Here is an 18,277-nt window from a genome sequence, read left to right on the forward strand (position 1 = left end):
GGCGGTGATCAGCTGAGCGGCAGCAGCATGATGATGTCGTCGCGGTCGTCGCCGTCGGCCACCCGGATCGCCCCCGGCACCCGCCCGACCTCCTTGTATCCGCAGGCCGTGTAGAAGCGGTCGGCGCCCGTGCCGCCCCGGCAGGTGAGCCGGATGGCCTCGATGCCGTCGGTCGCGCGGGCCGCGTCGGCGGCGGCCGCCATCAGGTCGCGACCGTATCCGCGGCCCTGGTGGCGGGGGTGGACCATCACGGTGTAGGCCCACAGCCAGTGCGTCATCAGCCGGTGCGTGTTGCGCGCGAGGAAGGCGGTGGCGGCGATCGTGCCGTCCTCGTCGTAGCCGACGAGGAGCCGGGTGCGGCCCTCGGCCATGGCGACCAGGTGCTTGACCAGCTCGGGCCGGACGTCCTCGGCCGTCACGGGCGGTACAAAGCCCACGGCGCCGCCCGCGTTGGACACGTCGGCCCACAGCGCGGCTATGCCGTCGCGCACGGACCGGTCGAACTTCGGGTCCACCTCGAATGTAAGCGCCATAGAGGCAGATTAGCCATTACGCCCCCTTCGACTCAACCAGGGTCCGGAACGCGAGAAAGCCCTGCGGACGCGAGAAAAGTCCTGCGGGCGCGAGAAAGCTCCGGCCGGGGACGGTGGCCGGAGCTTTCGTACGTGCAGCGCCGCGAGCGCGACGGCGCCGGGGGTCAGACCCGCATCGGCTGCGGCGACTCGCGCCGCTCCGCGTCCGGGCCCGGGTACTCGCGGATGATCTCGTACCGGGTGTTGCGCTCGACGGGCCGGAAGCCGGCGTCGCGGATCAGGTCGAGCAGATCCTCGCGGCCGAGCTTGTTCGGCGTGCCGTAGTTGTCCGCGTCGTGCGTGATCTTGTACTCGACGACCGAGCCGTCCATGTCGTCCGCACCGTGCTGCAACGCGAGCTGGGCGGTCTGCACGCCGTGCATCACCCAGAACACCTTGACGTGCGGCACGTTGTCGAACAGCAGCCGGGAGACCGCGAAGGTCTTCAGCGCCTCGGCACCGGTCGCCATCGTCGTCCGCGCCTGGAGCTTGTTGCGGATCTTGCCGTCCTTCATGTCCACGAAGTCGTGCTGGTAGCGCAGCGGGATGAAGACCTGGAAGCCGCCGGTCTCGTCCTGGAGCTCCCGCAGCCGCAGCACGTGGTCGACGCGGTGCCGGGGCTCCTCGATGTGCCCGTACAGCATGGTCGCCGGGGTCTTGAGCCCCTTCTCGTGGGCGAGCCGGTGGATGCGCGACCAGTCCTCCCAGTGCGTGCGGTGGTCCACGATGTGCTGGCGGACCTCCCAGTCGAAGATCTCCGCACCGCCGCCGGTCAGCGACTCCAGACCGGCTTCGATCAGCTCGTCCAGGATCTCCGACGCGGACAGCTTGGAGATCGTCTCGAAGTGGTGGATCTCGGTGGCCGTGAACGCCTTGAGGGAGACCTGCGGCAGCGCTTCCTTCAGCGCGCTCAGCGAGCGCGGGTAGTAGCGCCACGGCAGGGAGGGGTGCAGCCCGTTGACGATGTGCAGCTCGGTGAGGTTCTCGCCCTCCATCGCCTTGGCGAGCTTCACCGCCTCCTCGATGCGCATCGTGTACGCGTCCTTCTCCCCCGGCTTTCGCTGGAAGGAGCAGTACGCGCAGGAGGCGGTGCACACGTTGGTCATGTTGAGGTGCCGGTTGACGTTGAAGTGGACGACGTCGCCGTTCTTGCGCGTACGCACCTCATGGGCCAGACCGCCGAGCCACGCCAGGTCGTCGGACTCGTAGAGCGCGATCCCGTCCTCGCGGGTCAGCCGCTCACCGGCCCGGACCTTCTGCTCCAGCTCGCGCTTGAGTCCCGCGTCCACTAGGGCGCCTCCCATTTCTCTCCGTAACCGACCCCGCCCACCGTACGCCTAGTGCCCCGACAGGCGAGACACCCCCTAGCTCTGCTCGGGGAGCTCTCCGACCCGGTTCTCCCACTTGGTGGACAGCACGATCGTGGTACGGGTGCGCGAGACGCCCTTGGTGCCGCTGAGCCGGCGGATGGTCCTCTCCAGGCCGTCCACGTCACCGACGCGCACCTTGAGCATGTAGGAGTCGTCGCCCGCGATGAACCAGGCGTCCTCGATCTCCGCGAGGTCCTTCAGCCGGCGCGCCACGTCCTCGTGGTCGGCGGCGTCGGACAGCGAGATGCCGATCAGGGCCGTCACGCCGAGCCCGAGCGAGGCCGCGTCCACGGTGGCGCGGTAGCCGGTGATGACACCGGCCGATTCCAGCCGGTTGATGCGGTCGGTGACGCTGGGCCCGGAGAGCCCCACGAGCCGTCCGAGCTCGGCGTACGAGGCCCTGCCGTTCTCCCGGAGGGCCTGGATGAGCTGCCTGTCCACCGCGTCCATGTGACTGAAACCTTCCATTGTTCAGCAGTATCGCAAGTCTACGTGTAGAATCTAAGGCGTGCAGGCATTGAGGCCTGCAAATCTTCTCGCTTAATCAAAAAACGCTTTCGAATCTTCAGGAGTGATAGCACCGTGTACACGATCGAGATGGCCTACGCCCGGATGCGCGAGCTGCAGGACCTGGCCAACCGCTCGCGTGCCCACCAGCCCGCCGCCGCCCTCCGGGTCGACCGGACCCGCGGCCCGCGCGCCCCCAAGAAGCGCTGACCCCGCCGGATCAGCCCCCGGAGCCACCCTCGGAGCCACCCCCCAGCTCCCCCTCCCAGCGGCGGTACAGCCGGTGCGGCACCCCCGCCGCGTCCAGCACCCGCCCCGCGACGAAGTCCACCAGGTCCTGGATGTGCGTCGCCCCCGCGTAGAACCCCGGAGAGGCGGGCAGCACGACCGCGCCCGCCTCGTCCAGGGCCACCAGATGCTTCAGCGTCTGCCCGTTCAACGGCGTCTCGCGGACCGCCACGACCAGCTTCCGCCGCTCCTTGAGCGTCACGCTCGCGGCCCGCTGCAACAGATCCTTCGAGAGCCCGAGCGCCACCCCCGCCACACACGCCGTCGACGCCGGGACGATCAGCATCCCCCTGGCGGGGTACGACCCCGAGGACGGCCCCGCGGCCAGATCACCGGCCGCCCAGTGCCGTACGCCGGACACGTCCACGCCGAAGGTGTCCGGCTTCCCGTCCGCCCCCCGCGCCAGCCAGCCGGCCAGGTCCTCGCGCCAGTGCGCGTCGCGGAAGGCGATCCCGGTCTCGTCCAGCAGGGTCAGCCGCGAGGCCCGGCTCACGACCAGATCGACGCTCTCCCCCGCCGCCAGCAGCCCACGCAGCACCGCGGCGGCGAATGGGGTGCCCGAAGCGCCGGAAACCCCGACAATCCAAGGCATTCGCTGCTGCTGACTTACTGAAGTCCGGGAATCCACCCCCCGAGCCTATCCGGCGCACGGCACCCGGAACTGTCCGAGGGGGCTGGTACGTTCCGACGGGTGAAGGGGGGTGCCGTGCCATGAACGACGTACGTATGAGGACCGGCGACCGGGCTCTCATGGCCGGAGTGGTCATGCTGGGGTGGGTCGGGCTGCTCTGGGCCCTGGAGGCCATCGACCTCGCGACCGGCCACGGCCTGGACGACCACGGCATCAGCCCCCGCGAGCCCGGCGAACTGCTCGACATCGTCCCCGCCGCCTTCCTCCACGACGGCTGGGCCCACGTCGCGTCGAACAGCGTCCCCCTGCTGGTCCTGGGCTTCATAGCCGCGCTGGGCGGCCTGCGCCGCTTCGCCGGAGTGGTGCTCACCGTGATCCTGATCGGGGGCCTCGGCGTCTGGCTCATCGCCCCCGCGGGCACCGTCACGCTCGGCGCGTCGGGCGTGGTCTTCGGCCTCTTCGGCTACCTGCTGGTCCGCGGCTTCGTGGACCGCCGCCCGCTCGACGTGGTCGTCGGCCTGGTCGTCGCCGCGGTGTACGGCTCACTGCTCCAGGGCGTCCTGCCCACCGACCCGGGCGTCAGCTGGCAGAGCCACCTCTTCGGGCTGATAGCCGGGGTGGTGGCGGCCTTCACGCTGCGCCGCTCCACCCCCCGCCCGCTCACACCGTGAGCCCGCGCGCCACCAGGTCCAGCAGCGCGCACACGAACAGCGCTATGCCGATGAAGCCGTTCACCGAGAAGAACGCCCGGTTCAGCCGGGACAGGTCGTGCGGCCGCACCACCCGGTGCTCGTACACGAAGGCCACCGCGACGATCACCATGCCGGCCCAGTAGAAGGCCCCCGCGTCCGTCGCCAGACCGAACCAGACCAGCAGGCCCGTCGTCACCACGTGGCAGACCCGCGCCCCCCACAGCGCGGCCGGGATACCGAAGCGCGCCGGGAAGGACAGCACCCCGTGCGCCCGGTCGGCCCGCACGTCCTGGCAGGCGAAGATCAGGTCGAACCCGCCGATCCAGATCCCGACCGCGAGACCCAGGATCACCGCGTCCCACGACCAGCTGCCCGTCACCGCCAGCCAGGCACCGATGGGCCCGATGGCCTGGGCGAGCCCCAGGATCGCGTGCGGGAAGTTCGTGAACCGCTTGCCGTACGGGTAGACCACCATCGGGATCACGGCGACCGGCGCCAGCGCCAGACACAGCAGGTTCAGCAGGGCCGCGGCCCCGAGGAACACGACGACGGCGACGAGCGCGCCCGTCCACGCCGACTTCACCGACACCGCACCGGTCACCAGCTCACGGGTCGCGGTACGCGGGTTACGGGCGTCGATCTCGCGGTCGATGATCCGGTTCGCGGCCATCGCGAACGTCCGCAGCCCGACCATCGCGAGCGTGACGAGCAGCAGCCTGCCCCAGTGGATGTTCTCGTCCATCCGGAACATCGCGGTCAGGGCGGCGATGTAGGCGAAGGGCAGCGCGAAGACCGAGTGCTCGATCATCACGAGCCGCAGAAAGGCTCTGACCTTGCTGTTCGGTTGCGCGGGCCCGGAGCCCAGAGTCGCTTCGGCGGCGCTCACAGTCCGTACTCCTTCCAGCGTCGCGTGACCCGTTCGGCCGTCTCCGGGTCCGACTCGACCATGTCCGGCCAGCCCCCGTCCCGGGTGTAGCCCTCCTCGGGCCACTTCTTCGTCGCGTCGATGCCCGCCTTGCCGCCCCAGAACTGCTGGTACGAGGCGTGGTCGAGGTGGTCGACCGGGCCCTCGGAGACCGTCAGGTCGCGCGCGTAGTCCGTGTTGCCGAGCGCCCGCCAGGACACCTCGTGCAGGTCGTGGACGTCGCAGTCGGAGTCCACGACGACGATCAGCTTGGTCAGCGACATCATGTGCGCACCCCAGATGGCGCTCATCACCTTCTGGGCGTGCTTCGGGTACTTCTTGTCGATCGAGACGATCGCGCAGTTGTGGAAACCGCCGGACTCCGGCAGGTGGTAGTCCACGATGTCCGGCACGATGATCTTCAGCAGCGGCAGGAAGAACCGCTCGGTGGCCCGCCCCAGCGGCCCGTCCTCGGTCGGCGGCCGGCCGACCACGATCGACTGGAGCAGCGGCCGCTTGCGCATGGTCACGCAGTCGATCGTCAGTGCGGGGAACGGTTCCTGCGGGGTGTAGAACCCGGTGTGGTCGCCGAACGGCCCCTCGGGCAGCGTCTTGCCGGGCTCCAGCCACCCTTCGATGACGACCTCGGCGTTGGCCGGGACCTGGAGCGGCACGGTCTTGCAGTCGACCATCTCGATGCGCTTGCCCTGGATGAACCCGGCGAACAGGTACTCGTCGATGTCCCCGGGCAGCGGCGCGGTGGAGGCGTACGTGACGGCGGGCGGCGCGCCGAACGCGATGGCGACCGGCAGCCGCTCCCCGCGCCGGGCGGCGACCTGGTAGTGGTTGCGGCTGTCCTTGTGGATCTGCCAGTGCATGCCGATGGTGCGCCGGTCGTGGCGCTGGAGCCGGTAGAGCCCGAGGTTGCGGACGCCGGTCTCCGGGTGCTTGGTGTGGGTGAGGCCCAGGTTGAAGAAGGAGCCGCCGTCCTTGGGCCAGGTGAACAGCGCGGGCAGCAGGTCCAGGTCGACGTCGTCCCCGGTGAGGACGACCTCCTGGACGGGCGCGTTCTCGCTCTTCACCTTCTTCGGCGGTACGTGCACCATCGTGCCGAGCTTCCCGAATGCCTCCCGGACCCCGACGAAGCCGTGCGGCAGCTCGGGCCTGAGCAGCCCGCCGATCTTGTCGCTGATCTCGCCGTAGGACTTCAGCCCGAGCGCCTTGAGCAGCCGCTTGTCGGTGCCGAAGACGTTCATTGCCAGGGGCATCGAGGAACCCTTGACGTTCTCGAAGAGCAGCGCGGGCCCGCCGGCCTTGTTCACCCGGTCGACGATCTCACCGACCTCCAGGTAGGGGTCGACCTCGGCCTTGATGCGCTTGAGCTCGCCCTCGCGCTCCAGAGCCCGGAGGAGGGATCGAAGATCGTCGTAAGCCATACGGCCAAGTTTGACATCCTCCCCGGCGGCAGCCGCCAGGGCTCCCCCGCGTCAGCCCTCCGCCGACGCGGTGGCACGCCGGCGAGCCGACGACCCGGTTGACGTTTCACGGTCCCGGCAGACGCCTGGAGGGCTCCACGTGGTCCGGCCCGGTGGGCCCGTCGCTGCCGCCGGCATCAACCGCTACGCCTCGATCTTCGAGCACACCGCCCTCGCCCATCTCGACCGTGGCTCACTCCAGCAGGGCATCGCCGAGATCCCGGACAGCGGATCGCGCGACGGGAAGAAGGGCTTCACCGAAGCCCATTGCCACACCGGTCCGGAACTGGACGCCGAGATGTGCGAAGCCGGCTTCACCGAGACCCAGGTTCACGGCGTCGAAGGCCCCGCCTGGGCGCTGCTGAAGGCAACCGAGCGCCACACGGGAGACTCCGTTGTCGGATCGCGCTCGTTCGCCTCCGCGCCGGCTGCCGCCCGCACGGCCGAACCGTATCCGGACCTGCTCGCCGCCAGCTCCCACCTGCTCGCCGTGGGACGTGAATGACACCCGCTACTCTGGGCCCGTCACCGGGGCGGGACATTGCCCCGCCAACTCTTCTCGGGGGGATTTCTCCACCATGCTCCGGGCCCTGATCTACCTTCTGCCGCTGGCGCTGACGATCTTCGCGTTCATCGACTGTCTGAACACCCCGGAGGACGAGGCCAAGCACCTGCCGAAGATCGCCTGGGTCTTCATCATCCTGCTGTTCTGGATCGTCGGCCCGATCGTGTGGCTGGCCGCGGGCAAGGTGCGCGAGGTGCCCGCCGGGGGCCGTACGCCGTCCGAATGGCACCGCAGCCACCGCCAGCAGTGGGTGGCGCCGGACGACAACCCGGACTTCCTGAAGTCGCTGAAGGAAGAGAACAAGAAGGACGAGGGGCTTCTCAAGGACTGGGAGGCGGACCTGCGCCGCCGCGAGGAGGAGCTCAAGCGCCGCGAGAACGGCCCGGAGGGCTCGACCCCGCCCGCTGGGTGAGCCCGCACGACGCACGACGGCTGCCCGCCCCCGGTTCTCCGGGTGGCGGGCAGCCGTCGTGAAGGGGGTGTCAGACGCCGGCGTAGGAGTGCTTGCCGGTGACGAAGATGTTGACGCCGTAGTAGTTGAACAGCCAGCAGCCGAAGGCGACGAGGGCCAGGTAGGCGGCCTTGCGGCCCTTCCAGCCGGCGGTGGCGCGGGCGTGCAGATAGGCGGCGTACGCGACCCAGGTGATGAAGGACCAGACCTCCTTGGGGTCCCAGCCCCAGTAGCGGCCCCAGGCGTCGCCCGCCCAGATCGCGCCCGCGATGATCGTGAACGTCCACAGCGGGAAGACGGCGGCGTTGATCCGGTAGGAGAACTTGTCGAGGGTCGACGCGGCGGGCAGCCGGGAGAGCACGGAGTGCGCGAACGAGCCCGGCTCACCGCCGTTGGCGATCTTGTTCTCGTAGCTGTCGCGGAAGAGGTAGAGCAGGGTGGCGACCGCGCCGATGTAGAAGACGGCGCCGCAGATGATGGCGGTGGAGACGTGAATCCACAGCCAGTACGAGTGCAGCGCGGGCACCAGCTGGTCGCTGGAGGTGTAGAGCACCGTGGTCGCGATGCCGAGGTCCAGCAGGACCGTGGTGACCAGCAGCAACCCCATCCAGCGGACGTTCTTCTTCAGCACGAGCAGGACGAGGTACGCGCCGACCGCCACCGTGGAGAAGGTGATGGAGAACTCGTACATGTTGCCCCAGGGGGCGCGCTGTACGGACATGGCGCGGGCGACGACGCCGCCCGCCTGGACGAGGAACGCCAGCACGGTCAGGGAGACCGCCATCCGCCCGTAGAGGTCGCCCTTGAAGGTGCCGCCGGCGGCGCCGGGGCCGTCCGGGACGTCGCGCGAACCGGCTGCGGACCGGGTGATGATCTTCGGCCGTTCCAGTACGGCGGTGGCCCCGCCCTTCTGGGCGACCTCGACCTTCACCGCGGCGGCGGCGGCTTCCTCGGTGGTGAGCGCGGCGGCGGTGCGGCCGACCTTGCTGCGGCTGCCGAACACCCACTCCGCGATGTGCGCGAAGAAGGCCAGGGTGTAGACGGCCATCGACGAATAGATCAGCACATTGCTGGTGTGCGCCAGGTTCTCGTTGGTTGCGGCGGCGAGATTCACTTCTCAGCCCCTTCGGCAGGCTCTACGGGGGACGCGGCGCCGGCGGCGTCCGGGTCCGGCTGGGGGTCGGGTTCGTGGTCGGTGCCGGGCGCGGTGGGCGCCTCGGCGTTGAGCGTGACCGCGAGACCGGCCAGCTCCTCGGGAAGTTTCGCGGACTCGCTGCGGCCGAGCCCCGCCATCTCCACGACGGTGACGCCGTCGGCGCCGCGTACGGCCCGGACCCAGATCCGGCGGCGCTGGATGAACAGCGAGCCTGCGAGTCCGGCGATGGCGCCGATCGCCCCGGTGAGCGCCCAGCCGCTGGCGGGCTGCTCGGAGATCTGGAAGCTGGCCCACTCCTGAAGGCCCTCGAAGGTGATGGAGCCGGCCCCGTCGGGCAGCTTCATCGTCTCGCCGACGAGGAGGCGCTGCTTGAGCTGCTTGCCGTCGGAGTCCTTGAACTCCGTCATCTTGGTCTTGTCCAGCTGGTACACGTTCTGCGCGATGCCGGAGTCGACGCCGAGCGAGCCGTGGTAGCCGTTGAGCGCGAGGACCGGCATGTCGGCGGCGGGGAACTGCGAGAACATCGTGCCCTGGCCGTTGCCGGCGAAGGTCGGCACGAAGAACGCCTGGAAGCCCAGCTGCTCCTTCTTGCCGCTCTTGTCGCGGTAGCCGTCCATGACCTTGATGGCACCGCTCGACGTGACGTTGTTGTCGAGGGGCAGCAGCGGCACGGCGGCCTTGTAGACCTCCTTGCCCCGGCCGTCCTTGACGGAGACGACGGGCGCGTAGCCGTGGGCGTTGAGGTAGACCTTCGTGCCGTCGACGACGAGGGGTTCGTTGACCTTGATGACGGTCTTCTTCGGCTTGCCGTAGGCCCCGTCGGAGTACGTGACGTGCGCCTCGTACGTACGCGGGGTGCCGATCTGCGGGCCCTTGCGCTCGTACGTGCCGATGAAGTCGTCCAGGGTGAAGCTGAACGGGGTCAGCGAGTCGTTGTCGAAGAGCGAGCCGGACTTGAAGTCGTCGTACTGGGTGATGGTGTTGGAGAACCCGTCGCCCTCGACGACCAGCTTGGCGCCCTCGGACTTGAACAGCTGCCCCACGGCGAAGGCGACCAGCATCACGATGAGCGCGATGTGGAAGACCAGGTTGCCGGCCTCGCGCAGGTAGCCCTTCTCGGCGGCGACGGCGTCCCCGGCGACGTGGGCCCGGTAGCGGCGCCTGCGCATCATCGCGAGCGCGGCCTCGTGGACCTGCTCGGGCTCGGCCTCGGTGCGCCAGGTGGTGTACGCGGGCAGCCGGGTGAGGCGCTTGGGGGCGCCGGGCGGGCGGCTGCGGAGCTGGCCGACGAAGGTGGCGGTGCGCGGGACGATGCAGCCGATGAGCGAGACGAACAGCAGGATGTAGATCGCGGAGAACCACACCGAGCTGTAGACGTCGAAGAACTGGAGCTTCTCGTAGATCGGTGTGACGACGGTGTGCGCGTCCTTGAAGGTCTGCACCTTGAGTTCGTCGACGCTGTTCTGCGGGATCAGCGAGCCGGGGATGGCGCCGAGCGACAGCAGGAAGAGCAGGATCAGGGCGACCCGCATGGAGGTGAGCTGGCGCCAGAACCAGCGGACCCAGCCGATGACGCCCATGGCGGGGAGGTCGGCCAGGGGCTCCTCGCGCGGGGCGGTGGAGAGCTGGGCGCCGGCGGCACCGAGCTCAGAGGTGCTTTCCTGGTCCCGGTCCCGCTGGGAAGGGTTGGACGTGGTGTTGCTCATTGGTACTCAGATCCCCACCTGGAAGCCGGTCGACCAGCCCTGCAGTTCCTGCATCATGCTGCCCCACGCGCCGGTCAGCAGGAGCAGCCCGGTCACGATCATCATGCCGCCGCCGATGCGCATGACCCAGGCGTAGTGGCGCTTGACCCAGCTGAACGCGCCGAGCGCCTTGCGGAAGGCGACGGCGGCGAGCACGAAGGGGATGCCCAGGCCCAGGCAGTAGGCGACGGTCAGTATGGCCCCGCGCCCGGCGGTGCCCTGGTCCAGGGCGAGCAAGGACACCGAGCTGAGCGTGGGCCCGAGGCACGGGGTCCAGCCGATGCCGAAGAGGGCGCCGAGCAGGGGGGCGCCCACCAGGCCGGTCACCGGCTTCTTGTGGATACGGAATTCGCGCTGGGTCATCCACGGCATGAGGCCCATGAAGAAGACGCCCATGAGGACCATCAGCACGCCGAGGACCTTGGTGAGGGGCCCGCTGTACTCCTGGAGCGTGTCGCCGAAGTAGCCGAAGAGCGCGCCGCCGGAGACGAAGACGGCGGTGAAGCCGACGACGAAGAGCGAGGCGCCGGCGACCATGCGGCCGCGCCGGGCGTCGGCGAGGTCGGCGCCGCTGACCCCGGTGACGTAGCTGAGGTAGCCGGGGACGAGGGGCAGGACGCAGGGCGAGAAGAAGGAGACGAGCCCGCCGAGGAGGGCGATGGGCAGAGCGACCAGGAGGGCTCCGTTCAGCACCGTCTCGTTGTGCGTGGCGGCGGCGAGGGTGATCACCTGGTCACTTCTCCGCGATCAGCGGGTCGATCATTTTGTGCAGCTGGGTGTCGTCCAGCCCGCCCACGAAGCGGGCGGCCAGCTTCCCGTCCCGGTCGATGACGACGGTCGACGGGATGGACTGGAGCCTGAAGGTGCCCTTGGGGAAGCGCAGCAGGAGCTTCCCGGTCGGGTCGTAGAAGCTGGGGTAGGTGACGCCGAAGTTCTCTTCGAAGCTGACGGCCTGGGCCCGCTCGGTGTCACGGGTGTTGACCCCGATGAACTGGACGCCCTGGTCCTTGGTGGCCTCGGCCACCTTCTTGAAGTACTTCGCTTCGAGTCTGCAGGGGGCGCACCACGAGCCCCAGGCGTTGAGGACGATGATCTTGCCCTTGTAGTCGGCGAGATCGAGCTTCTTGCCGTCCAGGCTCTGGCCGTCGAGCTTCGGTGCGTCGGCGCGCTCGCCCTTGGCCGCGGTGGAGATTCCGCCGCTGCCCGTGACGAAGTGCGTGTCGCCGCCGCCACCGGTCTTGTTGCCGGAGCCGCACGCGGTCAGTGTCAGTGCGAGCGCGGCGGCCGCCGCGGGGGCGGCGAGCAGGGTGAAGCGGCGTCGGGGTGCGCGGCCATGGCTCATGTGAAAAGTTTCGCATGGCGCTTTCGGGGATCTTGGGCACCCCCCTCGGTGCCCGTAAAGCCCGTTGTCAGGCTTGTTTAAAGAAGGTGTTCCAGCCGCCCGCGGGTGCCTCTCCGACCTGGAGCGTACGGAGCTTGGCGAGGACCGCCGGGTCCTGGACGTCGAGCCAGTCCACGAACTGGCGGAAGGAGACGAGGCGCACATCCTGTTTGCCGGCGATGTGCTTGAGGGCGTCCTCGACGGCGTCCATATAGATGCCGCCGTTCCACTCCTCGAAGTGGTTTCCGATGTAGAAGGGTGCGCGGTTCGTCTCGTAGGCGCGCTTGAATCCGCTGAGATACGACTGCGTGGCCTGCTCGCGCCAGCCGGGATAGCGGGAGGGCATTCCCTTGGTGGAGTTCTGCGACTGGTTGGCCAGGATGTTGTAGTCCATGGACAGGACCTCGAAGCTGTGGCCGGGGAACGGGATGCCCTGGAGCGGCAGGTCCCATACGCCCTGGCGCTTGCTGGGCCAGACCTGGGTGCCGCCGGGCGAGCTGGCGTCGTAGCGCCAGCCCAGCTTCTTCGCGGTGGGCAGCAGGTTGTCCTGTCCGAGCAGACAGGGGGTACGGCCTCCGACGAGTTCCTTGCGGTAATCGAAGGGGAGGGATTCGAGGTCGTTCCAGCCGGTGTTGGTGCGCCATTCGGTGACGAAGGAGATCGCCTGGTCGATTTCGCTCTGCCACTGGGCGGGGGTCCAGTTGCCGACCGATCCGGAACCGGCGCAGAAATGCCCGTTGAAGTGGGTGCCGATCTCGTGTCCGTCGAGCCAGGCCTGCCGGACGTTCTTCAGCGTCTCCTTGAGGTGGCCGTCTGTGAGATAGCCGATGTCGGAGGCGCCGACGGGGTTGCCCGGCGGGCGGTAGAGCGTTTTCTTCGATTCCGGCAGCAGGTAGAGGCCGGAGAGGAAGAAGGTCATCGACGCGTCGTGTTCCCGGGCGAGTTCCAGAAAGCGCGGGAACAGTCCGTTGCCGACCTCGCCGGCCCCGTCCCAGGAGAAGATCACGAACTGCGGCGGCTTCTGGCCGGGCTCCAGCGGAACGGGGGCCTGCGGCTGCTTCGGCTGCTTCCCGGTGTCGGCGGTGGAACCGTCCCCGATGGCGCGGACGTCCTTCTTCTTGGTCCCGGCGCCCTTGGAGGTCCCGCCGGCCGCCTTCTCGCCCGTGGCACCCTTGTCCGGGGTGCCGCTCCCGGTGTCGGACGTGCCGGCGGTACTGCAGCCGGCCATTCCGGCGGCGGCCGCGGCCCCGAGCCCGGCCCCCAACAGTCCCCTTCGGCTGATCTCTCGCATGCGGCTTCCCATCTGCGGTCGTTTTGCCTCAAGTACATACAAACTGGCAAACGCTTAGATGAGTGAAGCCACACGCGGGTTCCCCCGATTAGCACACAATTCTTTACGGAACCAGCCCCAAGCGTTGACCGAACAGAGTTCCTAGCTTCAGCCCGTCCGGCGATTGAGGACAAAACGCCCGCGGGCGACCCGGGCCCACGCACCGACCGCAACCGGCGCGGGCCCGGACCGAAGACCCCGGCCCGACAGGGCCGCTACGCCCCGAACCCCTTCGACGCGCCCTTCACCGGCTTCGCCCCCGCCAGCAGGTGCGTGGGCACCAGGTCCCGGGCCGGCTCCGAGTACCCGACGGACACGATCTTGTCGCCCCGGTACGTGAAGCTGGTCAGCGAGGCGAGGGTGCACTGCCGCTTGCGCGGGTCGTGCCACAGCCGCCGCCGCTCCACGAAGCTGCGCACGATCCAGATCGGCAGCTGGTGGCTGACGCAGACCGCCTCGTGCCCCCGGGCCGCGTCCCGCGCCGCGTCCAGCGCGCCCATCATCCGGACGACCTGCTCGACGTACGGCTCGCCCCAGGACGGGCGGAACGGGTTGGTCAGGTGCTTCCAGTTGTCCGGCTTGCGCAGCGCCCCGTCACCGACGCCGAAGGTCTTGCCCTCGAAGGCGTTGGCGGCCTCGATGAGCCGTTCGTCGGTGGCGAGGTCCAGGCCGTGCGCCTTGGCGACGGGCGTCGCCGTCTCCTGGGCGCGCTCCAGCGGGGAGGCGACGACGTACGTGATGTCGCGCTTCTCCAGGTGCTCGGCGACCCGGTCGGCCATCTTCCGCCCCAGCTCGGAGAGGTGGTAGCCGGGCCGGCGCCCGTAGAGCACGCCTTCCGGGTTGTGCACCTCGCCGTGGCGCATCAGATGGACAACGGTGATGTCCTTGCGGGTCTCGTCGCTCATGCGGTGGCCTCCGATGCGGCGCGGGCGGCGGCGGGCAGGGCGGCGGCGATGCGCTCGACGGCCTGCGTGTCGTGGGCGGTGGAGACGAACCAGGACTCGAACGCGGACGGCGGGAGGTAGACGCCCTGCGCCAGCATCGAGTGGAAGAACGGCGTGAAGCGGAAGGCTTCCTGCGCCTTGGCGTCCTCGTAATCGCGGACGGGCTCGTCGGTGAAGAAGACGGAGAACATGTTGCTCGCCGCCTGGACGGTGTGCGCGACGCCCTCCTTCTCCAGGGCGGCGCTCACCAGCCCCCGGATCTCGGCGGAGACCGCGTCGACCTTGGCGTACGCGGCGTCGTCGAGCAGCCGCAGCTGGGCGAGACCGGCGGCGGTGGCGACCGGGTTACCGGACAGTGTGCCCGCCTGGTAGACGGGCCCGGCCGGGGCCAGGTGGGCCATCACGTCGGCGCGCCCGCCGAACGCCGCGGCCGGGAAGCCGCCGCCCATGACCTTGCCGAACGTCATGAGGTCGGGCCGCACCCCGTCGACGCCGAACCAGCCGGCCTTCGACGTACGGAAACCGGTCATCACCTCGTCGGAGATGTACAGGGCCCCGTTGGCGGCGCAGATCTCCTTGAGCCCCGCGTTGAAACCGTCCAGCGGCGGCACGACGCCCATGTTGCCCGGCGACGCCTCGGTGATCACGCACGCGATCTCGCCGGGCTGGGCGGCGAACGCGGCGCGCACGGCCTCCAGGTCGTTGTACGGCAGCACGATCGTGTCGCCCGCCTGGGCGCCGGTTACCCCGGGCGTGTCCGGCAGCCCGAAGGTCGCCACCCCGGAACCGGCGGCGGCCAGCAGCGCGTCGACGTGGCCGTGGTAGCAGCCGGCGAACTTCACGACCTTCGCCCGCCCGGTGAAGCCGCGCGCGAGGCGGATCGCGGACATGGTCGCCTCGGTCCCGGACGACACCAGCCGCACCTGTTCCACCGGCTCGACGCGTGCGACGATCTCCTCGGCGAGGGCGACCTCGCCCTCGCCGGGCGTACCGAACGAGGTGCCGCGGGCGACAGCCTCCTGAACTGCGGCGATCACCTCGGGGTGGGAGTGGCCGAGAATCATCGGCCCCCACGAGCACACGAGGTCGACGTACTCACGGCCGTCGGCGTCGGTCAGGTACGGACCGGTACCGGACACCATGAACCGGGGCGTACCGCCCACGGCCCGGAATGCACGGACGGGAGAGTTCACGCCGCCGGGCGTCACGAGGGACGCGCGGTCGAAAAGCGTCTGCGAAACTGGGGCGTCATAGGGAAAGCTCACACATGCCATGGTGTCAGAGACACGGACGGTCTTTGCGGACAGGTGTTTCACCGCACGCCCGTGGGGGAGGTCACTGACACGATGATCGGGTTGCACGGCGGGGGCTGTGCCTCCTAGTGAGTAGTCGGGTGGATGAGATATGCATCGCGGTGGCGGAGTGGGCGAGGGGACGGACGGCCCGGGGCCCGAGCCTGCCCGGCGGGGTCGGCACCGGCGCGAGGCTGAGCGCAAGCAGGCCATACAGGCCGGTGAGGCGCAGACAGGCGGTGGAGCCGGGAGCAGGAGTGGTGGCCGGGTGGGGGTGACCTACAAATATTTCGGGGCTCCCGACGGGGCCACCGCCGCACGCGTGCCCATTTCCATGCGCCCCGAGGAACTCGGCGGCGACGAGCTCGGCATGGGCGGCATGTTCACCAAGATCAAGCCGGAGACGGTGGCCGCGATGGTCCTCACCGGCATACAGGGCATACCTCTGCACAAGGTCCCCCCGCTCGAACTGGTCGTCCTGCACCCGGACTACGCGGTGGTCAAGCTCCCGATGACGGTCGTGGACCCCCTGCGCGGCGTGGGCGAGGAGTCCGTGGGCGCCGCAGCCTTCATCTGGTCCACGGTCCCGGACCGCGGCGGCCCCCGCGACGCGTTCAACGTCTACCAACTGCTCCACGAGTGGCAGGACTTCTCGCACCGGCTGCACGACGCGGGGCACCAGGCGTACTGCCTGGTGTGGCCGTGAACACACCCGCGTCCTCACGCCGGTAGGCGGGCGGCCCCAGACGCCGGTAGGCGGCATCCGCCTCGCCGGTAGGCGGCATCCGCCTCGCCGGTAGGCGGCATCCGCCTCGCCGGTAGGCGGCATCCGCCTCGCCGGTAGGCGGCATCCGCCTCGCCGGTAGGCGGCATCCGCCTCGCCGGTAGGTGGCGTCCGCCTCGGGCGGGGACGGCGCAGGGCCAGGGCCACCCGGGCGTCCGCTTCGTCCCGGTGGCACCCCGGCGCCCGCCCTGCCCCGGCGCCCACCGGCGGTCAGGTGCGGCCACGTGCGGTCACGTGCGGTCACGTGCGCGAAGGACATATGTCGGCCATGCATATCCGGCCATTCATTGGCCGGAGACTGGTCTTCAGGGGAGCGGGCAGACGTGCCGATGCAGGAGGCATGCCGATGCAGGAGGCATCGAGCCTGAAGGAGGCCTGCCATGGGCGACATTCTGCTGGCCCTGTCCGTCCCCGCGCTGGTCTTCGCCAGCGGTCTGTACGCGGCGGCCGAGACCTGGTGGCGGCGCAGGCACCCGGCCCCGCCGTCCCCGTACACCCATCAGGCCGCCCGGCTGGCCGAGCGGGCGATGCTGGTGGACGCCGAACGGATCGTGGACGAGGCGTACGGGACGCTCGGCGGGCTCTACGACGGGCAGAGCGGTCCGGCCCTCCTGCGGCGGGACTTCGCGGACACGGCCTGAAGCGAACCCGGTCTGAAGCGGGCACGGCCTGAAGCGGGCACGGCCTGAAGCGGACCCGGCCTGACGCGGACACGGCCTGACGCGGACCCGGCCTGACGCGGACCCGGCCTAAAATCGGTCGTCATGGCCGGTCACCGAGGTCCCCGGCGCGACACCCGCGGCATCGTCGACGCGCCCGACCTGTTCGCACACGTACAGTTCCGGCGCCGCGAGCCCGCCCCCGCGCTGCGGCCCTATCTGGAGCACTACTGGCTGATCGACTGGGACCTGTCCCAGCCGTACGCCTCCCACGTCGTCCCGCACCCCAGCGTCAACCTCGTCTTCGAGCGGTACGCGGGCTGCGGCGACGAGGAGGCGGGGTACGCGGAGGTCGCGGGCATCGGCCTGGAGCTGTTCACGCAGAAGCTGGAGGGGCGCGGGCGGGTCTGCGGGGTGCAGTTCCGGCCCGGCGGCTTCCGGCCCTTCGCACCCGGACCGCCCGTGTCGCGGTGGACCGGGCGGCGGCTCCCGGTGGCCGAGGTGTTCGCGCCGCCCGCCCCGCCCTCGGCCGTGCTGGACCCGGAGGCCGGGGAGGACCGGGTCGCCGCGCTCGACGCGTACCTGCTGGCGCTCGGCCCCGAGCCCGACCCCCGGGCCGAGCGGGCGATGGCCCTGGTAGACCTGGTGCGCACCGACCGCACGGTCCTGCGCGTGGACGCACTCGCCCGCGCCGAGGGGGTGTCGGCCCGCTCGCTGCAACGGCTGTTCGCCGCGTACGTGGGCGTCGGCCCCAAGTGGGTCATCCTGCGCTACCGCATCCATGAGGCGCTGGAGCGCGCCGGATCGGAGCCGGCCGTGGACTGGGCGGCCCTCGCCGCCGACCTCGGCTACAGCGACCAGGCGCACCTGGTCAGGGACTTCACTGCGACGATCGGCGTACCGCCCACGGCACTGGGCGCCCGCTGACCGCCCGCGTCCCGTCCGATCTGTCAGTGCCCGGCTCTAAAGTGCCGTCATGGAGCGCACCGCAGCATCTTCCGTACGGATCGAGCCCTGGTCGGACAGCGACCTGGACCTCCTCCGCCGCGCCAACGCGCCGGAGCTGATGGCCCACCTCGGCGGCCCCGAGCCGGAGGAGCAGCTCATGGGGCGGCACGCCCGCTATGTCGCGCTGAGCGCGGACCGTACGGGCCGGGGCAGGATGTTCCGCATCGCGCTGACCGGCGAGGCCGATGCGGTGGGCACCATCGGGTTCTGGGAGCGGACCTGGCGGGACCAGGAGGTGTACGAGACGGGGTGGACCGTCCTGCCGGAGTTCCAGGGCCGGGGCATCGCCTCGGCGGCGACCCGCGCGGTGGCCGGCCGGGCGCGTGCCGCGCGCAAGCACCGCTATCTGCACGCGTACCCGTCCGTGGCCAACGGTCCGTCGAACGGCGTGTGCCGCAAGGCGGGCTTCACGCTGCTCGGTGAGTGCGAGATCGAGTACCCGCCGGGACACCCGCTCCTCACCAACGACTGGCGCCTGGACCTGCACCCGGACGAGACGGCCGCCTGACACCGGGCACCTGAC

General features: G+C 69.9%; 21 protein-coding genes. 8 read left to right on the forward strand and 13 right to left on the reverse strand.

Features of this window, described 5'->3' with window-relative positions; genetic code table 11:
- Positions 1-8: 8 nt before the first annotated feature.
- The 3 genes from E6P78_RS09385 to E6P78_RS09395 all read right to left on the reverse strand — a co-directional run bounded on the left by E6P78_RS09385 (position 9) and on the right by E6P78_RS09395 (position 2,392).
- Complete coding sequence (locus E6P78_RS09385; RefSeq protein ID WP_206307763.1) at positions 9-533, reverse strand: GNAT family N-acetyltransferase; 525 nt, start codon at positions 531-533, stop codon at positions 9-11.
- Positions 534-697: 164 nt separating this feature from the next.
- Positions 698-1,861: an aminofutalosine synthase MqnE gene (gene mqnE / locus E6P78_RS09390; protein WP_136203133.1), complete on the reverse strand. Its 1,164-nt coding sequence runs from the start codon at positions 1,859-1,861 to the stop codon at positions 698-700.
- A 75-nt stretch (positions 1,862-1,936) separates the two neighbouring features.
- A complete protein-coding gene (locus tag E6P78_RS09395; protein WP_136203054.1) occupies positions 1,937-2,392 on the reverse strand; it encodes an Lrp/AsnC family transcriptional regulator in 456 nt (151 codons plus the stop codon).
- Positions 2,393-2,524: 132 nt separating this feature from the next.
- Here E6P78_RS09395 and E6P78_RS33840 point away from each other — a divergent pair, with 132 nt between their 5' ends.
- A complete protein-coding gene (locus tag E6P78_RS33840) occupies positions 2,525-2,659 on the forward strand; it encodes a hypothetical protein (protein WP_276607213.1) in 135 nt (44 codons plus the stop codon).
- 10 nt (positions 2,660-2,669) lie between these two features.
- Here E6P78_RS33840 and E6P78_RS09400 read toward each other — a convergent pair whose 3' ends face one another.
- The gene (locus E6P78_RS09400; protein WP_136203055.1) at positions 2,670-3,329 is read right to left on the reverse strand and encodes a UbiX family flavin prenyltransferase; all 660 of its coding nucleotides are present in this window, start codon (positions 3,327-3,329) and stop codon (positions 2,670-2,672) included.
- Positions 3,330-3,448: 119 nt separating this feature from the next.
- Between E6P78_RS09400 and E6P78_RS09405 the strand changes: the two genes are divergently transcribed.
- Positions 3,449-4,039 carry a rhomboid family intramembrane serine protease gene (locus tag E6P78_RS09405; RefSeq protein WP_136203056.1) on the forward strand — a complete coding sequence of 197 codons (591 nt, stop codon included), beginning with the start codon at positions 3,449-3,451 and terminating at the stop codon, positions 4,037-4,039.
- On the opposite strand, the gene mqnP is transcribed toward E6P78_RS09405, so the two are convergent.
- The gene (mqnP, locus tag E6P78_RS09410) at positions 4,029-4,946 is read right to left on the reverse strand and encodes a menaquinone biosynthesis prenyltransferase MqnP (protein ID WP_136203057.1); all 918 of its coding nucleotides are present in this window, start codon (positions 4,944-4,946) and stop codon (positions 4,029-4,031) included. The genes E6P78_RS09405 and mqnP overlap by 11 nt on opposite strands.
- A complete protein-coding gene (locus tag E6P78_RS09415; protein ID WP_136203058.1) occupies positions 4,943-6,400 on the reverse strand; it encodes a menaquinone biosynthesis decarboxylase in 1,458 nt (485 codons plus the stop codon). Before E6P78_RS09415 ends, mqnP begins: the two co-directional genes overlap by 4 nt.
- A gap of 139 nt (positions 6,401-6,539) precedes the next feature.
- Between E6P78_RS09415 and E6P78_RS09420 the strand changes: the two genes are divergently transcribed.
- Together E6P78_RS09420 and E6P78_RS09425 are read left to right on the forward strand one after the other, a co-directional pair.
- Positions 6,540-6,944: a hypothetical protein gene (locus tag E6P78_RS09420; protein WP_136203059.1), complete on the forward strand. Its 405-nt coding sequence runs from the start codon at positions 6,540-6,542 to the stop codon at positions 6,942-6,944.
- Positions 6,945-7,017: 73 nt separating this feature from the next.
- Positions 7,018-7,416, forward strand: coding sequence for a PLD nuclease N-terminal domain-containing protein (locus E6P78_RS09425; RefSeq protein WP_136203060.1), 399 nt, complete (start codon positions 7,018-7,020; stop codon positions 7,414-7,416).
- Between the two features lie 70 nt (positions 7,417-7,486).
- Here E6P78_RS09425 and ccsB read toward each other — a convergent pair whose 3' ends face one another.
- From ccsB to hemL, 7 genes are all read right to left on the reverse strand, one after another.
- Entirely contained in the window at positions 7,487-8,569 is a 1,083-nt protein-coding gene (ccsB, locus tag E6P78_RS09430) for a c-type cytochrome biogenesis protein CcsB (RefSeq protein WP_136203061.1), read from the reverse strand.
- The gene (locus E6P78_RS09435) at positions 8,566-10,317 is read right to left on the reverse strand and encodes a cytochrome c biogenesis protein ResB (RefSeq protein WP_136203062.1); all 1,752 of its coding nucleotides are present in this window, start codon (positions 10,315-10,317) and stop codon (positions 8,566-8,568) included. Before E6P78_RS09435 ends, ccsB begins: the two co-directional genes overlap by 4 nt.
- A 6-nt stretch (positions 10,318-10,323) precedes the next feature.
- On the reverse strand, positions 10,324-11,085 hold the full coding sequence (locus E6P78_RS09440) for a cytochrome c biogenesis protein CcdA (protein WP_136203063.1): 762 nt from the start codon (positions 11,083-11,085) through the stop codon (positions 10,324-10,326).
- A gap of 4 nt (positions 11,086-11,089) precedes the next feature.
- Positions 11,090-11,698 carry a TlpA disulfide reductase family protein gene (locus tag E6P78_RS09445; RefSeq protein ID WP_136203064.1) on the reverse strand — a complete coding sequence of 203 codons (609 nt, stop codon included), beginning with the start codon at positions 11,696-11,698 and terminating at the stop codon, positions 11,090-11,092.
- A 67-nt stretch (positions 11,699-11,765) separates the two neighbouring features.
- Complete coding sequence (locus E6P78_RS09450) at positions 11,766-13,028, reverse strand: hypothetical protein (RefSeq protein WP_136203065.1); 1,263 nt, start codon at positions 13,026-13,028, stop codon at positions 11,766-11,768.
- 254 nt (positions 13,029-13,282) lie between these two features.
- A complete protein-coding gene (locus tag E6P78_RS09455) occupies positions 13,283-13,972 on the reverse strand; it encodes a histidine phosphatase family protein (protein ID WP_136203066.1) in 690 nt (229 codons plus the stop codon).
- On the reverse strand, positions 13,969-15,285 hold the full coding sequence (hemL, locus tag E6P78_RS09460; protein ID WP_136203067.1) for a glutamate-1-semialdehyde 2,1-aminomutase: 1,317 nt from the start codon (positions 15,283-15,285) through the stop codon (positions 13,969-13,971). Before hemL ends, E6P78_RS09455 begins: the two co-directional genes overlap by 4 nt.
- A gap of 130 nt (positions 15,286-15,415) precedes the next feature.
- Between hemL and E6P78_RS09465 the strand changes: the two genes are divergently transcribed.
- The 4 genes from E6P78_RS09465 to E6P78_RS09480 all read left to right on the forward strand — a co-directional run bounded on the left by E6P78_RS09465 (position 15,416) and on the right by E6P78_RS09480 (position 18,262).
- A complete protein-coding gene (locus tag E6P78_RS09465; RefSeq protein ID WP_136203068.1) occupies positions 15,416-16,009 on the forward strand; it encodes a hypothetical protein in 594 nt (197 codons plus the stop codon).
- Positions 16,010-16,467: 458 nt separating this feature from the next.
- Positions 16,468-16,728: a hypothetical protein gene (locus E6P78_RS09470; protein ID WP_136203069.1), complete on the forward strand. Its 261-nt coding sequence runs from the start codon at positions 16,468-16,470 to the stop codon at positions 16,726-16,728.
- A gap of 123 nt (positions 16,729-16,851) precedes the next feature.
- The gene (locus E6P78_RS09475) at positions 16,852-17,673 is read left to right on the forward strand and encodes a helix-turn-helix domain-containing protein (protein ID WP_136203070.1); all 822 of its coding nucleotides are present in this window, start codon (positions 16,852-16,854) and stop codon (positions 17,671-17,673) included.
- Positions 17,674-17,722: 49 nt separating this feature from the next.
- A complete protein-coding gene (locus E6P78_RS09480; protein WP_136203071.1) occupies positions 17,723-18,262 on the forward strand; it encodes a GNAT family N-acetyltransferase in 540 nt (179 codons plus the stop codon).
- Positions 18,263-18,277 lie beyond the last annotated feature (15 nt).

It is taken from the genome of Streptomyces sp. A0958 (assembly GCF_004795035.1).
Lineage (GTDB): Bacteria > Actinomycetota > Actinomycetes > Streptomycetales > Streptomycetaceae > Streptomyces.